30 protein-coding genes and 3 pseudogenes are annotated in these 24356 nt (G+C 62.9%); 13 read left to right on the top strand and 20 right to left on the bottom strand.

Annotated elements, in window-relative coordinates; all coding sequences use genetic code 11:
• Nucleotides 1-2: 2 nt before the first annotated feature.
• Nucleotides 3-434, top strand: coding sequence for a putative toxin-antitoxin system toxin component, PIN family (locus tag G432_RS21500; protein WP_015449402.1), 432 nt, complete (start codon nucleotides 3-5; stop codon nucleotides 432-434).
• A 110-nt stretch (nucleotides 435-544) separates the two neighbouring features.
• On the opposite strand, the gene G432_RS21495 is transcribed toward G432_RS21500, so the two are convergent.
• The 3 genes from G432_RS21495 to G432_RS21485 all read right to left on the bottom strand — a co-directional run bounded on the left by G432_RS21495 (nucleotide 545) and on the right by G432_RS21485 (nucleotide 3825).
• Nucleotides 545-1012: a hypothetical protein gene (locus G432_RS21495; RefSeq protein WP_015449401.1), complete on the bottom strand. Its 468-nt coding sequence runs from the start codon at nucleotides 1010-1012 to the stop codon at nucleotides 545-547.
• Nucleotides 1013-1098: 86 nt separating this feature from the next.
• Nucleotides 1099-2562, bottom strand: a complete 1464-nt coding sequence (locus G432_RS21490; protein ID WP_015449400.1) for a CYTH and CHAD domain-containing protein — start codon at nucleotides 2560-2562, stop codon at nucleotides 1099-1101.
• A gap of 150 nt (nucleotides 2563-2712) precedes the next feature.
• The gene (locus G432_RS21485) at nucleotides 2713-3825 is read right to left on the bottom strand and encodes an endonuclease/exonuclease/phosphatase family protein (protein ID WP_015449399.1); all 1113 of its coding nucleotides are present in this window, start codon (nucleotides 3823-3825) and stop codon (nucleotides 2713-2715) included.
• 184 nt (nucleotides 3826-4009) lie between these two features.
• On the opposite strand from G432_RS21485, the gene G432_RS21480 reads away from it, so the two are divergent.
• The gene (locus G432_RS21480; RefSeq protein WP_015449398.1) at nucleotides 4010-5167 is read left to right on the top strand and encodes a metallophosphoesterase; all 1158 of its coding nucleotides are present in this window, start codon (nucleotides 4010-4012) and stop codon (nucleotides 5165-5167) included.
• Between the two features lie 34 nt (nucleotides 5168-5201).
• On the opposite strand, the gene G432_RS21475 is transcribed toward G432_RS21480, so the two are convergent.
• The 6 genes from G432_RS21475 to G432_RS24480 all read right to left on the bottom strand — a co-directional run bounded on the left by G432_RS21475 (nucleotide 5202) and on the right by G432_RS24480 (nucleotide 8479).
• On the bottom strand, nucleotides 5202-5708 hold the full coding sequence (locus G432_RS21475) for a redoxin domain-containing protein (protein ID WP_015449397.1): 507 nt from the start codon (nucleotides 5706-5708) through the stop codon (nucleotides 5202-5204).
• A gap of 61 nt (nucleotides 5709-5769) precedes the next feature.
• Nucleotides 5770-6015: a hypothetical protein gene (locus G432_RS21470; protein ID WP_015449396.1), complete on the bottom strand. Its 246-nt coding sequence runs from the start codon at nucleotides 6013-6015 to the stop codon at nucleotides 5770-5772.
• A gap of 69 nt (nucleotides 6016-6084) precedes the next feature.
• Nucleotides 6085-6717, bottom strand: a complete 633-nt coding sequence (locus G432_RS21465; RefSeq protein ID WP_015449395.1) for a MarR family winged helix-turn-helix transcriptional regulator — start codon at nucleotides 6715-6717, stop codon at nucleotides 6085-6087.
• A gap of 210 nt (nucleotides 6718-6927) precedes the next feature.
• On the bottom strand, nucleotides 6928-7089 hold the full coding sequence (locus G432_RS23865) for a hypothetical protein (RefSeq protein ID WP_187294075.1): 162 nt from the start codon (nucleotides 7087-7089) through the stop codon (nucleotides 6928-6930).
• Between the two features lie 42 nt (nucleotides 7090-7131).
• Nucleotides 7132-7968, bottom strand: a complete 837-nt coding sequence (locus G432_RS21460) for a universal stress protein (RefSeq protein WP_015449394.1) — start codon at nucleotides 7966-7968, stop codon at nucleotides 7132-7134.
• Nucleotides 7969-8152: 184 nt separating this feature from the next.
• Nucleotides 8153-8479, bottom strand: coding sequence for a GIY-YIG nuclease family protein (locus tag G432_RS24480; RefSeq protein ID WP_443024298.1), 327 nt, complete (start codon nucleotides 8477-8479; stop codon nucleotides 8153-8155).
• A gap of 186 nt (nucleotides 8480-8665) precedes the next feature.
• Here G432_RS24480 and G432_RS21455 point away from each other — a divergent pair, with 186 nt between their 5' ends.
• From G432_RS21455 to G432_RS21440, 4 genes are all read left to right on the top strand, one after another.
• Entirely contained in the window at nucleotides 8666-9403 is a 738-nt protein-coding gene (locus G432_RS21455) for a hypothetical protein (RefSeq protein WP_144062204.1), read from the top strand.
• Between the two features lie 168 nt (nucleotides 9404-9571).
• Nucleotides 9572-9808: a hypothetical protein gene (locus tag G432_RS21450; protein ID WP_015449391.1), complete on the top strand. Its 237-nt coding sequence runs from the start codon at nucleotides 9572-9574 to the stop codon at nucleotides 9806-9808.
• A 72-nt stretch (nucleotides 9809-9880) separates the two neighbouring features.
• Nucleotides 9881-10207 (top strand): TraR/DksA family transcriptional regulator, encoded by a 327-nt coding sequence (locus G432_RS21445; protein WP_015449390.1) that lies wholly within the window; start codon nucleotides 9881-9883, stop codon nucleotides 10205-10207.
• A gap of 147 nt (nucleotides 10208-10354) precedes the next feature.
• Nucleotides 10355-11176 carry a hypothetical protein gene (locus G432_RS21440; RefSeq protein WP_015449389.1) on the top strand — a complete coding sequence of 274 codons (822 nt, stop codon included), beginning with the start codon at nucleotides 10355-10357 and terminating at the stop codon, nucleotides 11174-11176.
• A 19-nt stretch (nucleotides 11177-11195) separates the two neighbouring features.
• Here G432_RS21440 and G432_RS21435 read toward each other — a convergent pair whose 3' ends face one another.
• Nucleotides 11196-12356 (bottom strand): Fic family protein, encoded by a 1161-nt coding sequence (locus G432_RS21435; protein ID WP_015449388.1) that lies wholly within the window; start codon nucleotides 12354-12356, stop codon nucleotides 11196-11198.
• 202 nt (nucleotides 12357-12558) lie between these two features.
• Here G432_RS21435 and G432_RS21430 point away from each other — a divergent pair, with 202 nt between their 5' ends.
• A complete protein-coding gene (locus G432_RS21430) occupies nucleotides 12559-12768 on the top strand; it encodes a hypothetical protein (RefSeq protein ID WP_041865653.1) in 210 nt (69 codons plus the stop codon).
• Between the two features lie 6 nt (nucleotides 12769-12774).
• Here G432_RS21430 and G432_RS21425 read toward each other — a convergent pair whose 3' ends face one another.
• The 3 genes and pseudogenes from G432_RS21425 to G432_RS21415 all read right to left on the bottom strand — a co-directional run bounded on the left by G432_RS21425 (nucleotide 12775) and on the right by G432_RS21415 (nucleotide 16982).
• Nucleotides 12775-15567: a conjugal transfer protein TraG N-terminal domain-containing protein gene (locus G432_RS21425; protein WP_015449387.1), complete on the bottom strand. Its 2793-nt coding sequence runs from the start codon at nucleotides 15565-15567 to the stop codon at nucleotides 12775-12777.
• Between the two features lie 29 nt (nucleotides 15568-15596).
• Nucleotides 15597-16166 (bottom strand): annotated as a pseudogene (locus G432_RS21420) (conjugal transfer protein TraH); the annotation flags it as partial.
• A gap of 51 nt (nucleotides 16167-16217) precedes the next feature.
• Nucleotides 16218-16982 (bottom strand): IS6-like element IS6100 family transposase, encoded by a 765-nt coding sequence (locus G432_RS21415; protein WP_001389365.1) that lies wholly within the window; start codon nucleotides 16980-16982, stop codon nucleotides 16218-16220.
• A gap of 62 nt (nucleotides 16983-17044) precedes the next feature.
• Between G432_RS21415 and G432_RS22955 the strand changes: the two are divergent.
• Together G432_RS22955 and G432_RS21410 are read left to right on the top strand one after the other, a co-directional pair.
• A pseudogene (locus G432_RS22955) lies at nucleotides 17045-17287 on the top strand (helix-turn-helix domain-containing protein); the annotation flags it as partial.
• Nucleotides 17288-18661, top strand: a complete 1374-nt coding sequence (locus G432_RS21410) for a hypothetical protein (RefSeq protein ID WP_015449384.1) — start codon at nucleotides 17288-17290, stop codon at nucleotides 18659-18661.
• A gap of 35 nt (nucleotides 18662-18696) precedes the next feature.
• On the opposite strand, the pseudogene G432_RS21405 reads toward G432_RS21410, so the two are convergent.
• Nucleotides 18697-19044: pseudogene (locus tag G432_RS21405) on the bottom strand (IS6 family transposase); the annotation flags it as partial.
• A gap of 155 nt (nucleotides 19045-19199) precedes the next feature.
• On the opposite strand from G432_RS21405, the gene G432_RS21400 reads away from it, so the two are divergent.
• Complete coding sequence (locus tag G432_RS21400; RefSeq protein ID WP_015449382.1) at nucleotides 19200-19490, top strand: hypothetical protein; 291 nt, start codon at nucleotides 19200-19202, stop codon at nucleotides 19488-19490.
• Here G432_RS21400 and G432_RS21395 read toward each other — a convergent pair.
• Genes G432_RS21395 through G432_RS21380 form a run of 5 tightly spaced genes read right to left on the bottom strand, consistent with a single transcriptional unit; the run spans nucleotide 19487 to nucleotide 21132 of the window.
• Nucleotides 19487-20113, bottom strand: coding sequence for a histidine phosphatase family protein (locus G432_RS21395; RefSeq protein WP_013038661.1), 627 nt, complete (start codon nucleotides 20111-20113; stop codon nucleotides 19487-19489). The genes G432_RS21400 and G432_RS21395 overlap by 4 nt on opposite strands.
• The gene (locus G432_RS22950) at nucleotides 20110-20295 is read right to left on the bottom strand and encodes a hypothetical protein (protein ID WP_020818094.1); all 186 of its coding nucleotides are present in this window, start codon (nucleotides 20293-20295) and stop codon (nucleotides 20110-20112) included. The genes G432_RS21395 and G432_RS22950 overlap by 4 nt, the downstream gene beginning before the upstream one ends.
• Nucleotides 20282-20476 carry a hypothetical protein gene (locus tag G432_RS21390; RefSeq protein WP_021223634.1) on the bottom strand — a complete coding sequence of 65 codons (195 nt, stop codon included), beginning with the start codon at nucleotides 20474-20476 and terminating at the stop codon, nucleotides 20282-20284. The genes G432_RS22950 and G432_RS21390 overlap by 14 nt, the downstream gene beginning before the upstream one ends.
• Before the next feature lie 54 nt (nucleotides 20477-20530).
• Entirely contained in the window at nucleotides 20531-20812 is a 282-nt protein-coding gene (locus tag G432_RS21385; protein ID WP_013038658.1) for a helix-turn-helix domain-containing protein, read from the bottom strand.
• On the bottom strand, nucleotides 20809-21132 hold the full coding sequence (locus tag G432_RS21380) for a type II toxin-antitoxin system RelE/ParE family toxin (protein ID WP_013038657.1): 324 nt from the start codon (nucleotides 21130-21132) through the stop codon (nucleotides 20809-20811). Before G432_RS21380 ends, G432_RS21385 begins: the two co-directional genes overlap by 4 nt.
• A 418-nt stretch (nucleotides 21133-21550) precedes the next feature.
• Between G432_RS21380 and G432_RS21375 the strand changes: the two genes are divergently transcribed.
• The 3 genes from G432_RS21375 (at nucleotide 21551) to G432_RS21365 (ending at nucleotide 23224) form a co-directional block, all read left to right on the top strand.
• Nucleotides 21551-22183, top strand: coding sequence for a transcription elongation protein SprT (locus G432_RS21375; RefSeq protein ID WP_013038655.1), 633 nt, complete (start codon nucleotides 21551-21553; stop codon nucleotides 22181-22183).
• A gap of 121 nt (nucleotides 22184-22304) precedes the next feature.
• Nucleotides 22305-22940, top strand: coding sequence for a nucleotide-binding protein (locus tag G432_RS21370; RefSeq protein ID WP_004213364.1), 636 nt, complete (start codon nucleotides 22305-22307; stop codon nucleotides 22938-22940).
• Complete coding sequence (locus G432_RS21365; RefSeq protein ID WP_013038654.1) at nucleotides 22940-23224, top strand: ribbon-helix-helix domain-containing protein; 285 nt, start codon at nucleotides 22940-22942, stop codon at nucleotides 23222-23224. The genes G432_RS21370 and G432_RS21365 overlap by 1 nt, the downstream gene beginning before the upstream one ends.
• A 28-nt stretch (nucleotides 23225-23252) precedes the next feature.
• Here G432_RS21365 and G432_RS21360 read toward each other — a convergent pair whose 3' ends face one another.
• A complete protein-coding gene (locus G432_RS21360; RefSeq protein ID WP_004213366.1) occupies nucleotides 23253-24356 on the bottom strand; it encodes a replication initiator protein A in 1104 nt (367 codons plus the stop codon).

Raw genomic sequence — 24356 nt, 5'->3', positions numbered from 1 at the left:
CCATGCGCATCGTCATCGACACGAACGTCTTTGTCAGCGCCTTGCTGTCGGCCCGTTCGTTGCCGGCACAGTTGGTCGTATTATGGCGACAGGGGCATTTCAGCCTGCTGACCTCCGTCGAGCAAATCGAGGAAGTGCGGCGCGTCACGCGCTATCCGAAGATACGCGCCCGGCTGTCGCCCATGCTGGCCGGACGTCTGGTCAATGAATTGCGCGCGGTTGCCACTGTCCTCGACGAGCTGCCCGTTGTCACTGTTTGCCGTGACCCCTGGGACAATTATTTGCTCGCCACCGTCGAGGCGGGCGCCGCCAATATGCTGGTCACAGGCGACAAAGCGGACCTGTTGAGCCTTGAGCGGCACGCCGGAGCGCGGATCGTGACGGTGCGCCAGTTTCTCGAACTGACAGGCAAGGCCCCGCAAGCCAACAATTGATTCACGGCGAGCGGCGCGTGGTTCCCACGCTGCTTCCTGCCTTTCTTCGCCAGGCGCCGGAAATTCTCGCCGAATACACGCGACCGGTGGAGCGGCCGCTGTTCGAGCGATTACGGCTTCCTTGCCCGCTTGAGCCGGCGGACGTTCGCGGTTGCGCGGGCATGGATCGGCTTCACCGCCCCCGCACCGAGCGCCACGCCGCGTTCGAGCGCGCGCACGCCATGGGCAATGGTCCGTTCCGTCATCGCGCTCCATTCGACAGCCGTCGGCGGCCGCCCCTTGAGCGCCATCTGTCCCAGCTGCTGCGCCTGGGTCAGCATGTCGGCCTGCATCGCCCACCATTCTGTCGCGATGGCCGCACCCGCTTTCGAAAATGCCTCGACCTTCTCCGGCACCATGCGCGCGAGTTCGCGATAGTTCGCCTCGAGCGGCGAGCCCAGCGCGGTCCGGATCATGCCCGAACGCGCGCCGATGACATCGTGCGATGCCGCCATCGTTTCGGACATCCTTTGCCCCATTCGGGTAAGTTCGAGGCTGGCGTCCATCATCCGGGTCCAGAAGGTGAAGGGATTGAGCATCGAGGGTCTCCAGCGCGGATGGCCTGCAGGAAAGGAACGCCCGCGATCGCCAAGCAAAACGGGGGGGTCGCAACGATTCTCCGCGCTCAGCGCCAGAAGCGCTTCATGTCGATCAAATCGTCATGGGCGTCGACGGCTGCCTCCAGCAGCGTCTCGCACTTGCCTTCGGCCAGCAGCCGCGCGGCATCCGGATCGTCCGCAAGGCCGAGCTGTCCCACTAGCTGCGGCGCGGCCGCAAGATCGTTGAGTGCGCCGAGCTGGTCCTGGAGATTTTCCAGCGCGTCGACGAACCGTTTGTACCGCCGCCGCTCGCGCTTGCGCTCGAACAGGCTGGTGAAGAATTCCGACGCATAGCGCAGCTTCTTGGCGTCCTTGCGGACCTCGTGGCGCGCCTCGTCGTCGATATGGGCGAGATCCCGCCCACCCTTCTTCACCTTGCGGCGATACCGGTCGAGCGCGGTGACGGCAAAGTCACGCGCTGGTTGATCGCGATCTCCCGCGGCGCCGGGCGCATCCAGCCAGTCGCCGCTCGCGGTCCATTCCGCCAGACCGGGCATCAGCGCCCGCACCCGCGCCGAGGCCAGCACCTCTCCCACCCGGTCATAGGCAGCCTCGCGCGCCGCCGCGATCCGGTCGTGCAACGCGCCGGGTCCGGCGCGTTCGAGCAGCACGTCGAGGTTGCGGGCATCGGCCAGTTCCGAGGCGAGCCAGCGCAGCTCCCCACGCAACGCCAGATGGTCCTTCCCGCCGATCACCGGCTTGAAGATCGAGAAGGCCGAGCGCAGGCGGCGCAGCGCCACCCGCGCCTGATGCAGGGCGCCGGCTTCCCGGCCACTGAGCAGCAGCAGCAGCGCCTCGTTCAGCCGGAACTGCCGCACGCAGCTCTGGACGATATGCCGGAACGCTTCGGCCGCCGTCATCCCGGCGCCGAGCGTCACCGGCTCGGCCTTGACCATGGTCGGAGCGCGGCCGGTAAGCCGATAGCCCCGCTCGGCCTTGCTCTGCACACCGAGGCGGACGGGCGCGACCGCATCGATGCGGCGGGCCAGCGCGAACAGCGCGGCGGGGTTTCCCTGCTTCAGCTCCAGCTCGATCTCACAGATCGGCGAGCTTCGTTCGCCCGCCACCGCCTCGCCGCGATCGAGCACCAGTTCGATCGTCGCCTCGCCTTCGCCGATGATCCATGTCCGCCGCTCGATCCACACCTCGAAGGCCGGGGCAATGGTATCGGTAGCACCGCCAAGCAGCGCCCGGATCGGTGTGGTGTCGTCGAGAACAGGCGTATCGCTGTCGACGGGGCGTTCCCATTCGGAGCGCATGAACAGCCCGGCGGCGCTGGCGCCGTCCGCCTTGACCGTCTGGATGCGCTTCTTGCCCGAACGGCGGATGCGAAGCGAAAGCCCGGCCTTCGACAGCCGGTGGTCGGGCGTATCGAAATAGATCGACCGTTGCTCGGCGATGTCGGGATTGCCTGGCAGCAAGGCGGCGGCTTCGAGCGCATTGGCCGCCTCCGGCGTCAGGTCGAGTTTCAACTCTATTTCGTCGGCCATGCACGCCCTTCTTGCAACGGCTCGTGCGTCACACGGCCGATCTCGAATCATTACGGTCCCCTACCGCGCATGATCGTGAACAGACGGCTTCTGCGATAGCTAAATCTGTTCGCCCGATTGTTTTATACTTTATTGTCGCAACCCAGGCGGTCAGATGTCGATTTCCGCCCAGACGGCAGCATGGTCCGAGCCTGCATCGGCAGGGCGGCCGACCTCCGCATAAGCATCCCAGCGCCTGGGGCGCGAACCCGGCCACATCCCCTTGCGGAATACGCCGCCGCCCCGCACCTTCCCGAACAGGCCCGGCGAAAGCAGGATGTAGTCGATCTTGTTGGCGGCGTTGCACAGGCCGTAGGTGCCCGGATAGCCGCCATCGTCGAATGCCGGATGCGTGAAGACATCCTTCAGATCGGTCGCTTCCAGCAGCGGCGCGAGCGGCGCGCTTGTCGGCGTGTCGTTGAAATCGCCGATGACCGCGACATGGCTTGCGCCGTTGGCGATCAGTCCCCTGTAGATTTCGGCGATCCGTTCGGCCTGGGCCTTGCGCTTCGCGTTGGACGCGGCGGTGCCGCCATAGCCCTTGCTCTTGAGATGATTGACCAGCACCAGCAGCTTCTCACCCGATGGCGTCGTCACCTCGAACTGCGGACAGTCGCGCGAGAAGACGGGCTGGCCGTTCGGCAATCGGTCGTCGACATGGCTGCGCATCGTGCCGATCGGATAGCCCTCGCAGCTCATCAGACCGACATCGATGCCGCGTTCGTCATTGCCGTCGATCAGCATGACATGGCGGAACGGGGCGCCGCCGAGCGCCGGCAGTATCTCGCTATTGAAGGCGGCAAGCACCGGGCGGCTCTCCGCCTCGATCACGCCGAGCACGTCGGCCTCGATATCCATCATCACCCGCGCGGTGTTACGCATCGCATGTTCGTTGACCGGCTCGTCGCGCAGTTCCAGCGAGCCGACCCAGTCCGCACGGCCATCGGCTTCGATCACGACGCCTCCTGTCCTCGGCCGCCGCAGCAGGCCGCCGTGGTTCCGGCGCAGGATGACGAACGGGCCGGTATCGGATTTCTCGAGGCCGAGATCGTGCAGCAGTTCGACCATCCGGGTCTTGTCGGCGGGCGAATAGGCGATCTGGCCAAGCAGGCCGTTGAGTGCGGCGAACTTCTCCAGCACCGGGCGGCCGTCCTCCCAGCTGTCGAGGTTCATGGCCTTGGCGCGGTCGAACAGATTTTCGACATTATAGACGGCGAGCTTCATCCTTTTCTCTCCTTGTCCGGACGATCATGCCCGGCGACTGTTGCGTGTGCGAGACGTTCAGATCGCCGATGTTCGGACGGTGCGCCGGTTCCCCTTCATGCGCAGAACAGCACTGGCCCGTCACGGCAACGTCACGACGACACGCGATGGATGCCTTCTCGCAGCGCAGGAGAATAGCATCGCCATGTTCAGCCGCCATTGGATCGCCACGATCGTCTGCGCCGCGCTGCTTGCGGTCGGCGCGCCGGCCTGGGCCGAGCGGTTCACTGTCGCAGTCGTTCCCGACACCCAGAATTATGCCGACATCACACTTGCCCAGCCGCGCGGCGAAGAGACTTTCGCCCGCCAGATGCAATATCTGGTCGACACGCGCGAGGAGAAGAGGCTGGCGTTCGTCACCTTCGTCGGCGACATCGTCCAGCATGGCGACGGGCAGTTCCGCCAGCAGATCGGGACGAAAGAAGCGCCTCGCTATCGCGCGTGGGATGGCCGCGCCGAATGGGATATCGCAACCCGCGCCGTCTCGATCCTCGGCCGCGCCGCGATTCCTTTCGGCATGTCGCCTGGCAATCACGACTATGACAATTATAGCTGGTGGGAAGACGAGAACGGTCCAGGCGTGTCTCGCCCCCTTTCCGGCGGGCGTGTGTGGGATCTGTATTTCGGCCCGCAATCGCGCCATTTCGCGAACAAGTCCTGGTATGGCGGGTCATTCAACCATGGGCTGAACAGCTATCAGCTCTTCACCGGCGGTGGGCAGCGCTTCCTGCACCTGTCGCTGGAAATGCAGCCGACACCTGCGGCTCTCGCATGGGCGCAAGGCGTGATCGACGCCCATCCCGGCCTGCCCGCGATCATCACCACCCATGAATGGCTCGTGCCCGCTCTGGCCACCTCCAGCCCCGCGCGGTCCAACGGCTACCAGGCCTATTTTGCTGGGACCGACCATCTGCCGCCCGACGAGGTCTGGAACCGGTTCATCGCCAAAAACGCACAGATCTTCATGATCCTGTCGGGGCACAACTGGACCCCGACCGTCGACGGCGTGTCGCAGGGCGAAAATCTGCGGATCGACCGGAACGAGGCGGGCTATCCTGTCTATCAGATCCTTCAGGACTATCAGGGCAACACCATTGGCCCGGACGGTGTTTCCGGCTCGGCCAATGGCGGTGCGGGCTGGCTGCGGTTCATGGAGTTCGACACAGAGGCCCGCAAGATCCGCTTCTACACCTATTCGCCGTTGCTCGATCGATATGCCGGCCGGAACAGCGAACGGACGTTCGGTGCTGAGGCGCGCTATTCGAACTTCGAACTGGATTTCCCGCCGCAATTGCTCCGATAGCCGGGCAGCCCTGCCACCGATGCCAATAGGGCTGTTAAACGCGGGGATTTCCGCTTGGGCGGACTCGCGCGGGCTCTGCGATCAGTGCCATGATTTCCGCACCGAGGCGCAAATCCGCGACGTGACCGAAATGCTGCGCCCGGCGGTGGCCGTCGCGGCCGATCAGCACGAGGGTCGGTGTGCCTTGCATGCCGTAGCGCGTCATCGTGACCGGCAGGCCGCCCGCTTCTCCCGGCGCGTCGACGGCGACCGGGAAGGCGATGCGGTACTCATGAAGAAAGGCCTTGAGCGATGTCGGGCCCTGGGCCTCGTGATGTTCGAAGACGCTGTGCAGGCCAAACACGAATACATCGTCACGGCTGAAGGTTTCATGGATGCGGGTCGCCTGCGGCAAGCCATGGCTGACACAGCCAGGGCACAGCATCTGGAACGCCTCGATAACGACAACCCGGCCACGCAAGGCGTCGAGCGTCGACGGCGTCTCGGTGTTGAACCATTGAACCGCCTCGATCGCCGGGGCTGGTCTGGTCGGTGCTGTCATTCTCCGGGATTTCCGTAGTTGGGTGGCGGTCCCGGCGACAGACGCCGCCGGGACCGACCGATCAGGCCGAACCCTTCACATCGGCGAGCGAGGCACCGAAATTGATGTGAAAGGGCTGGCCGGCAATCACGAGCGCCGGGACCGAGCCGACGCCAGCCGCTTCGGCTTCCGCGATCCGCCCCGGTACATCGCCGAGATGCACGACCTCGACATCATATTGCGCCGGATCGAGCGCATGGGCGAGACCCTGTTCGGCGCTGATGCAGACCGGGCATCCGGCATGGTAAAATGTCGCTTTCTGAGGCATGATTGAATGTTCCTTCCTTATCCGAGGGTGGACAACCGAGCGCCCCGTTCGTTGCCGCGAGCGGGGCGCTCACACATGGGCAGGCTCCGTTGTGAAGCGAGCCCAGCTTTCAAGCCGCGCGGATGCGTCGGCTTCCTCGTGATCGCCGCAATCGAGACGCAGCGAAGCGTCGCCGAAAGCCGCGTCCACGAAGGCGCAGTGATGCGGACGGGCCGCATCGGAATGGACATTGGGCCGAAAGTGCGTGCAGGCGACGCACATGCGCTGGATGGGAATCGCGCCGCGCATCTGGAGCGCGCCGATCATCTTGGTGAGACCTTTGAGGAAAGCAGCGCGTTCGCTGTCATCGAGCATATCGACCGCGGCCAGCAGGGCGTCCGGCCAGACGGCCAGTTGGCCCGCCAGTCGTGTTCCGGCATCGGTCGAATGCAGTTGCGCGGCGCGCGCATCAGCGGGGTCGGGCCGCTTCTCCACATAGCCCTTGCGAACCAGCGCGGCGACAGCATCGCTCGTGGTCGGCTGCGTCACGGCGATCTCGGCCGCGATCGCGCCGATACGCGCCGGCCCCCGCGCGACGAGATGGGCGAGAATTTGGCTCTGCGTCGGCGTGAGTCCGGTCGCCTCCGCCTGCCGCCAGCCTTCCGAGCGCAGCAGCATCCCGATCCGCGACAGTCCGGTCATGATATGGGCGTTGGCGGTCATCAGGCCTCGAAATCAAATATGATTAGGAGTCCTATATATAATCACCAGACAGGTCAAGAATAGCTCTGTATCGGCGTAAGATAGCTCCAAGTGCAATTCGACGGCGTCGCCTTGACGCCGAGCCTGGACACCATGATTGCGCACAAGGTCGGCCTGGTCGTGAGCTGCGGACTCGGCACCTGATCCGCCCAACCCAGAGTGCCGAGGCCGTCACAGTGCGAGCGCGGTCATCATCTCGGTGGTCGGCACGCTGCCTGAAAGTAGATTGCCGCCGACAACAAGACTGTTGCCATTGGTCGCCGAAGGCGAAACCATCAGCACATTACGTACCCGGTCGTTGATCCAACCCTGTCCGACCCCTTCCAGCCACACTAATGGGCAACATGCCAGATTTTCTCGCAAGAGTTCTGAAGGTCAGTGCGAGATAAATATCGGCAGTTTCGGCGTATCGAGAACGGATCGTGTCACGCCGCCCAGCACGAACTCGCGCGCCCGCGAGTGCCCGAACGCACCCATGACGAGCAGCTCGCGGCCGTCGCGTTCACAATAGGCCTGGAGCGTCGCCGCCGCATCGCGCTCTTCCAGTTCGACTGCCACCACCTCGGCCTCGATGTCGTGGAGCTTCAGGTTGCGAACCGCCTCTGCGGGAGCAGCGGCCTTGGACAGATCCTTCTCGCCCGTGATCTGCACGATCGCAACCGAACTCGCCTGCCGCAAGAGCGGCATCGCGTCGGACATGGCCCGCGCCGCAACACTGCTCCCGTCCCAGGCAATGGCGATCCTGTCGAACTTAAGCTCAGGCACGGTCACCTCGGGCAGCAAAAGAACCGGACGGCCGCTTTCGAAAACCAGGCCTTCGGCCACCGAGATCGTCTCCGCATGGCCATAGACCGGAACGACAGTGAGATCATGGGCCCTCGCCCGCACGGCAAGCTGCCAATGGGTCACCGTTCCCGGGCAGTCTATGACGAATGTCTCGCCAAGGTGATCGGCGGGCACCCTGGCCTTGAAGGTCTCCCTGATCGCGTCCGCGTTGACCGCGCTCTTCTTGTTCTCGCCGGCGATCATGCCATCGATGTTCAGCAGCTTGTTCGCCAACCAGTTCGAGACTTGAGGAATATGGACCTGGCAGACCCCAAGGGACACCCTGGCGCCGAGACGAGCGGCGAGCTCCCTGACTCTGTCGATCGCCCATTCCGGGGTCGGCTCGGGATGCGTATTGGCCTGCAGCAGAATATCTCGCATGGTCATCGTTTTCCTCCAGCTTCCCGTTCCTATGGCACAGGGTCGGCAGCCAACTGATCCGTAAAGTCCCGGAGGCTGACGTCCGATCAAATGCCCCTCGGGGCAGTGGATCGAGTACGCACCCGAGGACAGCATTCCACGTGTGGAACAGACATCCGGAGCAAGGTCAGACCAAAAAATCCCCGCGCGTTTACGTGCCGCTCCCGGCCCGCCACTGAAGCAAATGGGAACAGCAGCGCCTGCAATCGGTGCTTCCGAAGCCTTTCAGGGGACTTCGAAATTCTCCGGTCGCGACGAGAACTCTGACAATATCACATTCGGCCCCACCCTCGATCAGCACCGCCTGTAGCGTCTTGGCCCGATGGGTCAGATGGTCGATGTGCCATCGGATCGCCTTGCTCTTCCGAAAGTGGCGCTCCACCCTCGCCCTCATGCCGCCCGGACCATAGGCGCTCCCTGCATAAACATAACGTCCAGGCTCAAAGTGATGCGGTCCGTTCGATCGGCAAAAGAGCACTGGCTCGGCAAGATGGAGCGTCAACGCATAGGCCCCGCCCGTAGATGGCGCCGATAAAGATAAAATTGTAGTCGGATCAACCGGGACGGACTCTGGCAAATAGGATTGTACTGTTCTTGCAAGCACCGCATCCTCCTTCGCTGTGCCACAAACTTGACAAAACCTGTCTGTCAGTATGGGTAAAGCTTGGTGCTCAACCCGCCGCTACGTATAGTTCCCAATCCCGCCTGCGCCGTGACGCCGATAACAGGAAAATATCCACTGCCAGCAGGCCCTTCCAGCCAGGATCTCACCGTGACGTTATTTTCCGCGCTCCGACCGCTTGCCTTTTGCAGCCTGTTGCTGGCCACGCCATCTATCGCAGCCGAACAACCGCCGGCGGCCGGGACGGCCCAGGCCGAAATTCCCGATGGCTTTTCCCTTGCGTCGGACGGGACAACTTTGGTCCATGTTGCGAGCGGCCTGCGCTTTCCGACCGAGTTCGCGGGATTCACCCGGATGCGCGAGCGTGCCTTCGACCCTGGCGGCGAATATATCGCGGTGGGTTATGACCGTCCGCTCGGTACAGGTAGCGACCGCATCGTTGTACGCATCGCCGTGGTCCACATTGAGGATATGTCCGCGCATGATCATTATGAGATCATGCGGCAATCCACGATGTCCCATTTCTCGGCCCCGACGCTGCTTTCGCAGGGCCCCACGAAGATTCCCAACCAGCGCCGTCTCGACGCCTATCGCGGCACGTTCACCGGGGCGCGGGACAACCAGCCTTGGCTTTTCAGCCTGACAACCGTCAACTATGGCTACTGGAGCGGACGGATGACCGCAGCCTATCCCGAAAACCAGGCCGCCGAAGCACAAAAGCAACTCGGCACACTGCTTGCTGCAATCCGCTTGCAGCAGCCCAAGCCTCCGAAGCGCTAGGCACTTTCCCGAGCCGGATCGACGATTGGGCAGCAGGCACGCATCGGGTGAACAGGCAGGGGGCAGAACTGGTGGCCACCTGTATCCGGGGCATTACGTAGCGCGTCCGTTGTCCTTGTTCGATAGTGAAATGAGGCTGCGGCGCTTTGCAGGCCCAGGAGAAACGACATGAGTGCACTTGATGACCTGAAGGCGGATCTCGCCAAGCTCAGGGACGAAGCCAGGGTTCAGGTCCACCTCGGGACCATGGAAACAAAGCAGGAATGGGAAGAAATCGAGGCCAAGTGGAATCACTTCGTCGCGGAGGCTGGTCTTCACAAGAGCGGCGAGGGTATCAAGGCAGCCCTGCTAAGCCTCGGCAATGAACTGCGCGCCGCCTATCAGCGCCTGAAGCAGGCCCTCTGAACGCCTCCCGATGCGATCGCGGCCTTGGCCCGGCCCTCGACAGACGGCATGCACGTGTGAAGGAATGACCGAATGACCGATACCGCCGCCATCAAGACCCAGCTTGAAGAGCAGCTCGTCGAGCTTCGCGGCAGACAGGCCCGGGTCGAAACCGACCTCGCGGAACCGCTGAATGCCGATTTTTCCGAGCAGGCGGTGGAAATGGAAGATGATGCCGCGCTCGAGGGTCAGGCTGCTCTCATCGACCGCCAGATCGCATCCGTGAGCCGCGCTCTCGAAAGGATCGAGCGGGGCACTTATGGCGAATGCGTCCGCTGCGGCGGCGCCATCGCAGCCGCGCGCCTCGCGGTTCGGCCCGAGGCGGCGCTTTGCATCGCATGCGCCCGTAGCGAGCAATGACCGCGTTCCATCGTATCGTGTGAACAGAACGGCTGCCTCTCGCGGCCTGTGCCCCGGGCTCAAGTCCTCCGGGGAAGATCGGCAATGAATATGAACGGGACGGGTCCACCAGCGTCGGGGGCTCGCCGCCGATCATTCTCCCTGTCTATGGACCATGGCATTCCTCCACTATCTGGAGCGGACAATTTTTCCGCCGCAAACGACCTCGCTGCACTGCTCGAATGTCTGATTTGCGCCGCCGACCAGCACATCATTCCGGCGCCCGCCGCTGCTCCCGACCATCCGTCCATAACGGACGCGCTCGACGCGCTGCTCATAGCCGCCCAGGATTTAGAGGTGATCCCCGGCATGAGCCTGGCCGACCATCTCTGGACTCACGCCGCCCCCCTCCAGTCCGGCGAAGTCGCGTCCACGCTGATCCGCCGCGGCCGTCCCCGACACCCGATCCCAGGCTTTCTGCTACTCTACGCGGTCGATGCCCGGTCACCCCTGCTCTATTTGCCGCAAAGGCAGCCTCTCCGCGTCCGGGATGGTATCGAACTAGCCCATGAAGCGGCCGGTGGCTCGTTTCTGGCCCTCATCCGGTGCGAGGCCGCCGCTGACGGCCGAGCACACGCCGTCACAGCCTGTGCAATACCAATCTACCATGCCCGCCGCTTCGTTCCCGTCTCCGCAAGCCTTGACCGTGACGTGCTCCGTGCGCTCGAGCACCTCCAGGTGGCGCTTGACGCACATGGCGCCGAATGTGCGATCCGGCGCGAATTGCCGTTTTTCCGCACGGGGCCGACACGGCTCACGCTGAGCCTCTCCTTGCCGGGCCGTGCGACCCGTGAAATTCACCTGGGGGTCGCCGGCGATGAACGGTCCGGCCATTCCGCCGCCAGTCTCCCGCCAATCGATTTCCTGGTGACCTTGGCGAACTGGGATGATGGCACCTTCATCGACTGGCTCGGGAAGACCCTGCCCTGACCTTCAACCGGCGCCGGCCTCACCCGGATTGTAAGGGTCGGGTGCCATACCCGTCCGTGCTGTCGGCGTCTTTTCTGTTGGCTATTGTCAAATGGTAGCGCGTGTAGCGTCGCTCGCCGACCCGCTCCAGCGCGCCCAGTTCGACCAACTCCGCCAGATCACGCGTCGCCGTCGCCGAGGCAGCTTCGGTGATCGTGCGATAATTATGGGCGCTGAGTCCCCCGACGAAGCCATCCGGCCCTTCCGCCATCATGCGGATCAGCGCCTTTTCCTGGCGCGCATTGATCCTGCCGCGCAGACGATCAAGCAGGCGGGTCTTCTCAATGAGGAACCGGATGCTCTCTATCGTACGCCCATGCGCCTCCAGCACGATGTCGGCAAACCACACCATCCAGGCGTCGATCTGGTTGGTCTGGCTGGCCCGATGGAGCTGGATATAATAGGCTTTCTTGTGGCGGTTGATGGTGGCCGCCAGCGCAGTGAGCGTCGGCGCCTCCAGGCTTTGCGCCAGCGCTTTTTCCGCAAGGGCGCGGCCAAGCCGGCCGTTGCCATCTTCGAAGGGGTGGATCGTCTCGAACCAGAGATGGGCGATCGCTGCACGTGTGATCGCCGCCAAGGGTTTGCCGCCCTGAGGCGAGCTATCGTTGAACCAGGCAATGAACCGCGCCATCTCGTCCGGCACCCGGTCGGACGGCGGCGCCTCGAAATGAATGCGCGGCGCATGCAGCGCGCCCGACACGATCTGCATCGGATCGGCACGGGTCCGATAAGTGCCGATGCCGGCCAGATCGCGTCGCCCGTTCATCAACATCTTGTGCCAGTCGAACAGAAGCCGGTCGGTCAACGACTCCGCATAGCGCCGATAGAGGTCAGCCATCAGTTCGGCTGCCCCAGCCTCAGCCGGGTTGGACCGCCGCCTGTCCGCCGCAAAGCCGAGCTGGCGCGCGATGGAGGATTGGACGCTGATACGATCCAAAATCTCGCCCTCAATGGCCGAACTGTCGACCATTTCCTGCGAGATCAGCTCAACCACGATCCCATGACGGGCTTCCCCATCAAGGTGATGCATCGATCCGACGACGACACCGGCGCCCCTGAGGAACCGCGTCTCCGCATCGCGCAACCGGGCCTCATCGAAGGTGAATTGGGTCCAATCGGAGAGTTGCCAGTTCCAGAGCATGATCGATAAACGCCTTTCTATCGATCATTTTATGCGCCATTTCTGATTTATGAAAGCGCTCGTTATCGATCATGGATACCCGATGGGGATATTCTCGCCGTTCCCGATGACCATCTCGACGCCGATCGATGACGCGAAGTCCGCCCGAAACCAGCGGGCTCGGTTGTGAGGCGGCAGAGGTTGTGATAGATATATCAATGCCATGGTCACCTTCGTAAAATTCGATGTCGAAACGTACAATCGTACGAAGGCTTCGGGTACGCCGAATTGTACGCATGTCGAGGAAGAATTCCCCGATATCGAGATGATTACCGATGATGAGGGTAATCCAACTCTCGGTAGCAGAATTGGCTATGCCTTGGCCTATCTTCTGATGGCGGGCTTTATCGGCTATTTCTTCCTGTTCATCTGAGCAATATCATTCGCGTAGCTTGGGATCATGGAAAAAACCGTGATCCCGGCCGCGGCTCACTTCGCCCTGCACCTCGGCCGCACCCTGGACGCGCTGCCCACGCATGGTCTGCGCAGCGGCGCGTGCGCCTTCGAGTTCTGCCTTGCCCGCGTTGATGATCTCCGCCGCTTCTGAGGGTTGCCCCTTTCCCGGCCCCGCAGGCAGGCCGCCCAGGCCCCGCGGCCGATACGCCGCCCGCACATCGGCCGCACTGTCGACCGAGGGGCGGTGTACATCGACCAGATCGGGAGCCTGCAACCGCCCTTCAATCTCGCCCCGGATCGAGGCCTGCTTGTCCGCCATCCAGCGCGTGATCATCTCCTGCCGGACCGCCCGCTGCTGAGCCGTCAGATCGGTTGCCCACAACTCGGGCGCGTCAAGCCCAGGGTTCGCGACCTGCTGCTGGCGGTACCATTGAGCGAGATCCTGGCTCAGATTCTCGCTCAATTGCATGCCGTGCGTCTCGGCATAGCTCGCATCCCGCGAGAGCTGCTGCGACAGCTCATCAAGCCGGCGCGCGGTTTCCGAATAGGATTTGGCGAGTGCCAGCGAATCCTCGGTGCTCATCGAAGAAGAGTCCGTCGTCGCCGCCCGAGCGAAGACGCCGCTGCGCACATAGGTGCCCTCCGACATCGAGGCACCCATTCCATTCGCATGCTCGTCCCGGACACCACTCGACGATGTATTCCCGTTCTCGCTGCTCCGGGAATCATCGGTGGTCCAGTTCATGGTGTCCATCTGACTACCCGACTTGGAAACACTGCCGCTAATGCCTGGTAGCCCTCTACCACCTCCTCCGCCTTTGCCGCGCCCGCCGGCGCCCGCGCCGATGGTCCCGCTGACCTGATCGGAAATCTGGGCTTGCCGGTCGTGTCGTCCCGACACCCGCTCGCTCTGGGAAATCGTCGAACGTTCCTCGATACCCTGCGAGCTGCTTCCCGTGCGCCGATCGAACTGCTCGACCGAGCTATTTGCCTGGCTGCCGCTGCTCGAATCCCACCCTCGGCTGTGTTCGGTCGAGGTACCGAACGCGCTGCGGTTGGCATGGGTCGCCGTCAGGACCTCGTTGGCCGCATTTTCATAAGCGCGCGCCTGACGATGGGCCTCGCTGGCCATCTCGCGCCATTCAGCCACCGATCCAGATGTCATGGTCGGCGTGAAAGCAAGCCGCGAAATCGCCGCGGATGTATCATAGACCTCTTGCCCATTGCCGAAGCCCGTCACCATCGCACCATTGTCCTGACGCCAACCGAAGCTCGCCCCACCGCCCATGTATGTTGGAGCGGTGGTCCACTGATCAGCCTGGCGCATGTTCGACGTCGCATTCGCCCAGCTGACATTCCCATAGGAATAGTTTCCGGTGGTCTGCTCGAGCGCGGCCGCCTCGGCCGCATTCTGGGCAGGCGCCAGCATGGACATGGAGTGTCCGGCGATCGACATCGCGCCGCGTGCGAGGCCCGCGGCAAGGAACGGCACGCTCATGAGCATGAAACCGGCGATCGTCGCGGTCTCGCCGTTGACGGCACCTATCCCGGCATAGCTCGCGAGCGACACGCCGCCGCCGGCAACGCCCGTCGCCGCCGACGTCGCCCGCGTCATGCAGATCATGTGAAGAATGACGTAAAGCGGACCCCAGGCGGCAAGATAGAAGAAACCCGTCGTATAGCCCTTTAGCGTCGAAATCCCGGTCTGCGGCATCAGGAACAATGGGAACACGATCGGGAACATCGCGAAGAAGACCACCGTCAGCACGATATTGAGGATCGGCACCCACGCCATCGCCTGCTGGGCAATCGAATTATAGGTGTTGCGGGCCTGAATATCGGCGCGGGTCTGCGCGAATGTGTCGATTGACGCCGCGCCGGTCCCGCCCGACATCGCATTGCGGGCCTGCATGAAAGCGTTGATTGCCGTGTTCTGGCGCATCACCTCCGCATAGCCTCCTCCCGAGCCCGTGAATGCCGCGCTGACGATGGGCACGTCATGCTTGAGCTTGTCCGCCGCCAGAGCGTTGCTCAGCTTGGGATAGACCTCTTTCCCCCAGAGAGGCGTGTTCGCCTCGATCATCGGCCCCCACTGCGCGTCCAGCGCCTGATAGGCTTGCCTGCAGGTGATGATGAAACTGTTGACCGTCCCGTCGCCCTGGCGCTCGAGCCACTGCTGTGACCGCGCCTCCGACCCCGGCCCAACGGCGGCCCAGAGATCGGTCGCCGTCGCCAGATTGGTGAGCGATTTCTGATAGAGCATGACGTCGCCGAACAGGCAGTTCTTGAAGTGGTTTTCGAGATTGGTCGAGAACTCCGCATCACGGATGATGAAGTTGCGCGTCGCATCGAACAGGCGCGCGCCATAGACCATGCCATTGGTGCTATAGTTGAGTTCGCTCGGCATGGCGAAGACCGTCTCGGCCGTCCGCGTCAGCCAGTCACCGATCTGTGTCGTGAAGCTGGCGAGGACCCCTAGCCCCAGCGGGACATTGTCGACTGTCGCCGGCGCGAGGCTCGGGTTGATGCGATCGGTGACCTTGATGTCGATCGTCGGGACCATCAGGCACAGGTATATTGCCGTCGCCTGGAGGAACCAGTTCATCCAGGCCTTCCAGTTCAGCGTGAAAGCGACCACAAGCAATGAATAGATGAGGCCCATGACCATGACGACGCGGATGAGCGAACGATAACCCCCTCCCCCCGACCAGGCTGCGACCGCGTTGAAGATGTTTACGAGATATTCGCCGCCCCCAACCGTAAAGACCTCAAGCATTGGCCTGCCCCTGCGTCTAGTTCAGCCGCCTAGTTCAACCCCTGGGCATTGAGCCCGCGCGAGAAATTCAGCGCAGCGGCCATCCCCGGTGACATCGAATTCTGGAGCGTCGATTCCAGCATGACGCTGCGATTGATGATCTGCATCGTGACCTGCAGCTTGTTGTTCAGCCTGACATCGCGCTGACTGAACTTCGCACGTGTTGCGGCAATCTGCTGCTTCCACTGCGCCGCCGTCTCCTGGTCGAAGGTCTGGTAATGGACTTTCGCCTGCTCGACCCGGTCGAGCATGTTGTCAAGCATGGCCGACAAAAGGTCGACGGCGACGATCTCGGAGAGCGTCTCGATCTCGCCCTGCGTCAGCGCGTAATGCGCATAGGCCTGCACGCTAAGAATCTTGTAGATCGGCACGGTTGCGAGATTGAGGAGCTGCTTCTCGGCGGCATCGAGCGGCGTGTCCGAGCGAATCTTGTCGCTCATCGACCGGATCATCGTCGCGATCCGCGGCCGCAGCGCGGAAGACGCGGGCACCGAGAGCGTCTGCTCGCCGACGTCGTAGCAGTTCTCATCGTTGCAGCGCAGGATCTTGACCGGCGGGGCTCTGTTGCAAAGATTGGCGGCAGTCAGAGGTAGGCTGTCGCTCTGCGCCGATCAGGCGGCTGCTGCGAAATGGTGGTTGAGCATGCCCATGGCCTCCGTCAGCGCCGAGGGCCCAATGCCAAAAGCTCTCTCCACAAGGCGCACCTCGCCCCTGATGCCGGGCTGCAGGCACCAGGGGCGAGCCTGTCCTTTGCGCAGGGCTCGCATGACTTCGAATCCCTTGATCGTGGCATAGGCCGTGGGGATCGATTTGAAACCGCGCACCGGCTTGATCAGTATCTTGAGCTTTCCGTGATCGGCCTCGATCACGTTATTGAGATACTTCACCTGCCGGTGGGCCGTCTCCCGGTCCAGCTTTCCTTCGCGCTTCAATTCGGTGATCGCTGCACCATAGCTCGGCGCTTTGTCGGTATTGAGCGTGGCAGGCTTTTCCCAGTGCTTCAGGCCTCGCAGGGCCTTGCCCAGGAACCGCTTCGCTGCCTTGGCGCTGCGGGTCGGCGACAGGTAGAAATCGATCGTGTCGCCCCGCTTGTCGACTGCCCGGTACAGGTAGGTCCACTTGCCCCGCACCTTGACGTAGGTTTCATCCAGGCGCCAGCTCGGATCAAAGCCACGCCGCCAGAACCAGCGCAGCCGCTTCTCCATCTCCGGGGCGTAGCACTGGACCCAGCGATAGATCGTCGTATGGTCGACCGAAATGCCGCGTTCCGCCAGCATTTCCTCAAGGTCGCGATAGCTGATCGGATAGCGACAATACCAGCGCACCGCCCACAGGATCACATCACCCTGGAAATGGCGCCACTTGAAATCCGTCATCGTTCCGTCCGTCCAATCTCCGCCAAGCATGCTCAAGCTTCACGATTTTTGCAACAGAGCCGTTCGGAGCTATCGCCCATTTCGAGCGGCGGCTAATCTCTGAGCGGACCCGCGATGGGATCGCCGCTGCACGCGCCAAGGGCAAGCAGCCTGGCCGTCAGCCGCTCGACATGTCCAAGGTGGATGCGGCCATCAAACTGGTCGAAGCCCGTATCTCGCCGACAGAGGCAGCACGGCAACTCGGCATCGGCAGATCCACCATCTATCGCGAAATGCGCCGCCTTGGCGTGGAAAGGCCTGCCTGAATGTCCAGATTGAAATCTGCTCACGATCTGTCCGGGCTGATGAAATATGCGGATCGTGCTCCGTGGGACGAGGCGATGGATGAAATGCTGTCCGCGCATCTCGGTCCGGCATGTGAAGCGACCGGCCTCGAACCCGACGCCATATTCGAGATCATCGGTGATCATTGGCAAGGGCCGCTATGGGGCTGCGCCTTTGAAGATCTGCTGACACAGGAACTGGAACCTGACGGTCGCAATCTGGTCGATGACTATCTCAAGCGCCGAGGCTGGAACGAGAAGGCGCCGAACAAGGCCTATATGCGCGCGTTACGCGATACGGTCATGTCGCTCTATGAGGTCAGCGAAGTCGTGCCTGGTCAGTCGATGACCTTGCGCGATCTGCTGCGCGACGTTGCTCCGGTGACGGTGCGCGAACACGGTGCAACCCAGACCCTGGTCAACTGGGACAAGATCGCCGCAAGGGTTGTCGACGTGAACGGGCGCCATGGCATTTCCGGAGCGCTGTTGCCGTTCAGCGCTGAGGGCGCCGTGCGAGTGGTCGATGCATTTTCCCGACTTGCCGACGAAACTCAGGACACTGCGGAATTGGACCCGTCCGATCGGGACGCGCTTCTGGGAGCATCGGGACCGATGTTCACGAACATGTGGCTGCTCGACTGTCTGGGCAAGGCCATGCCCGGCAGCGCGCCGGATATGGTCAACGCCGACGGCGATGACCTGGTGTTCCACCGTATCGTTTTTCCGCTGGCGAAAGGCGTGGTCGGCAAGAGCCTGATCCGAAGGCTGAACGCGGCACAATGGCTGGAACCTGCCAGCGACAGTTTCTGGAACTGGCTGGCACCAGCGACGAAGAACAAGAAGCCGCAAGCGACCAAAGGCAAGCGGGCCTTCGTCACGACCATGGATGACGGCACGCCGGTTTTTGCCAATGTGGAACTGGCAGGGCGCAAGCTGATCGTCGAGGTAAACAGTGCCGCCCGCGCGGAGCGAGCAATTACCCAGATGGGCGAATGGCTTGGTGATTGCGTGAGCGCGCCTATGGCCGAAATCCGGACGCTCGATCAGGTTATGGCCGACGATGCCGCCCGCACGCCACAGGACGAGGCGCTGGATATTCCACCGCATGAAATGGAGCGCATCGTTCACGATATGCTGACCCGTGAATATACGAAAACGCTCGATGAGCCGGTCCCAGCCCTCAGCCACAAGACGCCACGCGTTCTGGCCTGTACAAAGGCGGGGCGGGTAAAGGTAGCCGACTGGCTCAAATATATCGAAAATGGCGCGGCAAAATCGGGCACCGCCGATCCGATGGGCACCTATGACTTTACATGGATGTGGGAAGAACTGGGGCTTAGCGACCTCCGGCGGTAACGGCCATCATACGGTTCTTGAAATGTTCTCGCTTAGCGTTGTCTGGCGTACCTTCCACGCGATGCCCTCAGGTAGAAATCGATCGTGTCGCCCCGCTTGTCGACTGCCCGGTACAGGTAGGTCCACTTGCCCCGCACCTTGACGTAGGTTTCATCCAGGCGCCAGCTCGGATCAAAGCCACGCCGCCAGAACCAGCGCAGCCGCTTCTCCATCTCCGGGGCGTAGCACTGGACCCAGCGATAGATCGTCGTATGGTCGACCGAAATGCCGCGTTCCGCCAGCATTTCCTCAAGGTCGCGATAGCTGATCGGATAGCGACAATACCAGCGCACCGCCCACAGGATCACATCACCCTGGAAATGGCGCCACTTGAAATCCGTCATCGTTCCGTCCGTCCAATCTCCGCCAAGCATGCTCAAGCTTCACGATTTTTGCAACAGAGCCGGCGAACGGATCGCCGCTCGCCATACCGTTCGCCGGCGGCCTGCTACTCGGTCGCTTCCAGGCCGAACCAAAGATCGACAATTCAGGCGGCCATGTGACCTTCAACAAATATTGTATGCGGAATCACACCGTCTTTTACCCCACCCCGACGAATTTCGTTGTGCGAACCTACGTCAATCCGAAGCTGTTGAGGCCGGAACAGCATGAGATCGTGCGCGAGATGGAGGCATGGCTTGCGGCGCACCAGGCCGAAGCCGAGGCGGCCGTCATGCAATATCACCGGCTTGAAGATAACGACCAGGGCGAGTTTCTGGACTCCGCGAGCTGGGCGACGCTGCAAGCAGATTTTCAGGCTTTGTGGCCCCGGCTTTCCGCGCAGTTTTAGGCCGTGCCGGCCAGCGCCGGCGCACAGGACCAGCGGCCACCTTCCCAATGAAATCCTACCCGCTGCGCGTTGGCGATCGCGGGCGGCTCGCCCTTGCGCCAGAACGCCCGCATCTTGGCCCGTTCGTCCAGATGGGCGTCAGCGACGATCGCGCGCGCGGCCTGGATGAACTGCCCATGCCCGAACACATAGACCAGCGATGCAGCCGGCATGGCGGCGAGCCGCGCCAGCGCGGCCTCGCAGCGCCGTAGCAGGGTGGCGAAGCTCTCCGCCCCTTCCCCGTCGCAATAATCAGGATCGGCCGCGCTCCAATAGCGTTCGAGGTGCGGCATCCGCTCCGCGCTGCGCGTGCCGTTCCAGCGCGCCGGTTGCAGATAGGTGAACTCTTCGATCGGCCACACTTCGACCGGCACGCCGGGAAAGCGCGCGATCGTCGGCGCGGCCGTCTGCCGGGTGCGCGTATAGGGCGACGTGACGATGAGCGCGGGCGCTTGCGTCCAGCTCGCCGCGACTTCGCGCGCCTGTTCCTGGCCCAGCTCCGTCAGCTCGATCGCGCCGAGATCATCGCAGGGCACGCCGGCGTTGCCGGTGCTTTGGCCGTGGCGGATGAAAATCGCCCTCATAGCCGGTTGTCCCGGAGCCGATCGGGCGTCCAGCCTTCGGGCAATTCGTCGCCGGGTTCGGGAGGCCGATCGGGCACCTTGGCCAAGATGCGGTCAAGACCATCCAATGTGGAGCCTTTGGAACGCCGCCTGAAAAACTCCGCAGCCGTTTCCCCTTTGCGCGGCCGATCAATCGCCATCATGCAAATCCGTCATAAGCGCATCGACGCTGGGGAAGCGTGCCCCCTTCCCCGCTTCCAGTTCCTCGATCGCCGCGCGCGTCGCGGCTTGGCCGGTCAGCTCGGCCGTCGCCGCCATTTCGGCCTCGAACTGCGCCTTGCGCGCCTCATACTGGGCGCGGCGCTCTGGACTCCAATCCTTCATGCGATCAGCCACAAGATCGCGAAACGGGCGATGGCCTGCCATTTTGCCCGTCGCTCAGGCCGCTTCTTTCAGCGTCAACTCGACGTGCAGATGGGCCGACGCTGCAATGTTGACGAGCGCATCCAGGGAGAACTTGGCCAGCTTGCCGCGCAGCAGATCATTGGTCCGGGGCCGTGTCAGCCCAAGCCGCTTGCCCGCTTCGTCCTGTGAGACATTCCAGCCCTGCACCACCTTGCGGATTTCATACAGCAAGGACGAGCGCAGTTTCAGGTTCGCGGCCTCCTGCTCGGTATCAGCGAGCGCGTCCCACACGTTCTCATAGATTTCCGATGTCATTGCTCCGCCTTCCATCGTTTCAACCTTTGCGCCGCGAGTTCGAGGTCTTTCTTTGCCGTTGCCTGCGTCTTTTTCTGGAACGCATGAAGCACCAGAACCCGGTCTTCCAACGTCGCCAGATAGATCACCCGGAACGCGCCCGACGCTTCCCGGATGCGAATTTCCCGAACGCCTTGCCCCACGGTTTTCATGGGCTTCCAGTCGTCGGGATCGTCGCCGCGTTGGACAAGCTCAAGCTGCCAACCGGCATCTGTTCGCGCATCTTCGGGGAAGGCGCGAACATCGGCCTTGCTACTTCCCAACCACTCTACCGGCTTCATGAGGCTGGGTGTATCAAAACGGAGACATTAATTCAAGCTCCTTCGCCTTGGGCGTTCGGAGGCTGGGATTTGCGCCTGCCGCTGCGCGGCACCGTGGCCCTACTCGCTGCGCTCCCCAAGCCCGCAAGCGGTCTTGGCCCAAGGTGACGACCCACATGGCGGGGGCGAGATCGCAAGCGGATCTCGCTAGCCAAGGTGCCGGCGTTCGCCGGCGCGTCGTCTGCCTTGTGGGGGAAAGCCGGTCCCGGCCTTCTCTCCCCCGCAACGGGATTAGACGGGGCCGTGCCTCGCTGCGCTGCGGCCGCTCCACCCCCATCGAATCCCGCTGCCCCCCTCTCCCGCCGGCGTTCTTGGGCGTCCGTGTTCCGGCCGATGGCATGGCCATCGCCGGACAGGCGATTTGAAGGGAGTAAGGACGATGACCCACCAAACCCGTGAAAGCTGGCTCAATGCGGTGGCGCAGGGCATGGCTCCGCTGTTCGAGGCGCTGGACGCCCCCCTGCCCGACCGCGTGCGCGTGGCGATCGGCTTCACCAGCAGAGGCGCGAAGGCCAAGGCGATCGGCGAGTGCTGGGATAATCGCTTGAGCGCGGACGGCCATTTTGAAATCTTCATCCGGCCCGACCTGGCGCACGCGCCCGACGCCATGCCGGCGCAGATCGCGGCCATCCTCGCGCATGAGCTGGTCCATGCCGCAGTCGGCATCCCGGCAGGGCATGGGAAGGCGTTTAAACGGGCCGCCCTTGGGCTGGGCCTAGTCGGGCCGATGCGCGCCACCACCCCCGGCGAGGCGTTCCTTGCGGCCATCGCGCCGATCTTGGAGAGCGTCGGCCCCCTCCCCCATGCCCGCCTTGATACGGATGGAGAGTCGACCGCGCCCAAGAAGCAGAAAACCCGGATGCTCAAATGCGAGTGCGCGACGTGCGGCTATACCGTCAGGACCGCGCGCAAATGGTTGGAGCTGGCCGGAGCGCCGCTTTGCCCGATCGAGGATCACGGCCAGATGCAGCATGAGCCGCTGGACGATGACGAGGCCGAGCCGGAGGAATGATGCGCCGCGCTTTCGTCAGTTCAGATTCAGCGCCGCCCTATCGTCATTTCAGCGACGATAGGGCTTTCCCTCTCGGTTCACCGCGTATACAAGTATAGGACTATACGTGTAGGAGTGTAGCATGAAGGTTCTCGCCATTCTCTCACAGAAAGGGGGCGTCGGGAAAACGACGCTCGCCACCTGTCTGGCGGTCGCGGCCGAGCAGGCCGGCAAGGTCGCTGCGATCATCGACCTGGACCCGCAGGCGACGGCCTCGTTCTGGAAAGACGTGCGCCAGCTCGACACGCCCGCCGTGGCGTCGATTCAGCCGGTGCGCCTGCCCGCCATGCTCAAAGCCTGCGAGGATGCCGGCACCGATCTTGTCGTGATCGACGGGGCGGCGGTCGCGCGCGACGTGGCCTATGAGGCAGCGCGCCAAGCCGATTTCATCCTGATCCCGACCAAGACGGCCGTATTCGACACCATGAGCATGACGCACACGCTCGACGTTGTGCGCCAGCTCGACCGCGCCTTTGCCGTGGTCCTTACCTTCGTGCCCCCACAAGGTCAGGAAACCGGCGATGCGATTCAGGCCGTGGCGGAGCTGGGCGCGACGGTTTGCCCGGTGACGATCGGCAACCGCAAAGCCTTTTTCCGCGCCCAAGCCGCAGGCCAGGCCGTGCAGGAGTTCGAGCCGCACGGACCAGCGGCCGACGAAATCCACCGGCTATACGAGTATACAACTATACGCCTATACAATGAAGCGGAGGCGGCGTGATGGCGAAGGGCGGAAACAGTCTGCAAGCGGTGCTGAACCGCGCCAAGGCGGACGGAGACGCGGCCCCGGCACCAGCGCCGGCGATCGAGCCGGTAGACGTGTCCCGCAAGGCCCCGCCGAGCGGCCGACAGGGGACCAAGTTGATTGGCGGGCATTTCCCCCCGGAGGTCAGCACACAGCTTCGTATTATCGCGGCCGAGGAAGGGACGACCGTTCAAAGCCTGCTAGGCGAGGCGCTGGACGACCTGTTCGTGAAGAAGGGGAGGGGGCGCATCACCAGCTAGTATAGGTGTATAGCTGTATACGCCTATACTAGCGCAAGGGGGCGGTCTTGTGCTTGTTGCGGCAGAAGCCGATGAAGGCGGCGCGGGGGCTTTTCAGTTCCGGCCGTCCGCTGTCGATCCACCATGACACCCATTGGTCATAGAGCGCATACACGTCATAGCCAGGCGCAACGCTCTTGGCGTCGTGGAAGCCTTCGGGGTCGATATAGGGCCGTTCGGGTTCCGCCTCGATCGCCTCGACCGTATCCAGCGCCTCGCGATTGCGGAACGTGACCGTATCGCCGTTCATTTCCACGGCATAGTCGGGCAGATGATCGTGCGCGACGAGATCGCGCAGCATCGAGCGGAACACGCGCAGATGGCTACTCGCGCCAGTCTTTTTCTGTAGCGTTTCGACCGAGATCGACCATTTTTCCTGCGCGCCGCAATGCTTGCGCGCCAGCTCGTAGATGCGCCGTTCGAGCGGCTTGCGGAGACGGAAATAGTCGCGGTGCAGCGTCAGGACACTGCGCCCCTCGACCATCTTGAACAGCCAATCGGAGAGCGTGACCTTGATTTCCGACATTTGGCCGGAGCGGGTTTGCCGCACGATCCGCCATTCGTTGATGAGGCCGAACCCTTCGGTGATTTCCTCGCCATCGGCCTTGATGTTCGTGGTGATCCGCGTCCCCGACAGGCGCTCGAACGCGCTCCGCAGTCGGTCATAGCCGTCGCCATCGGTTTGCCGGTTGGTCCACACTAGCAGATCGCGCGCCGTGAGGTGCAAGGTGCGGCTCGGCCGCTCGCCCTGGTTCATCTTCCCGATGAGCTGGGAGATGCAGTAGATCAGAATATCCTTGTCGTGGATCGTCGCCAGCCCTTTGACGCTGGGGACGATTTCGAGCTTGTTGCCGTTATGCTCGTAGCGGAACACGCGCCGATCGGGCTTGGTCGCGAGCGAGAAAATCGGATGCTCCATCGAGGCCATGTCATCCTTGGGGATGGCGTCGAGAACATCGCAAATGAACAGATCGGGATCGGGATAGCGAACCGGCAACAGGGGAGGGCGACCCTCCGCGCCGTTCGGGGTTTCGTTGACGGCAAGCGGAAGTTCGGGGTTTCGTTGACGGTCAGGCTCGATTCGGGGTTTCAT

Origin of the sequence: Sphingomonas sp. MM-1 (genome assembly GCF_000347675.2) — a bacterium.
Lineage (GTDB): Bacteria > Pseudomonadota > Alphaproteobacteria > Sphingomonadales > Sphingomonadaceae > Sphingomonas_E > Sphingomonas_E fennica.
This window is presented reverse-complemented; position numbering and strand designations above follow the sequence as displayed.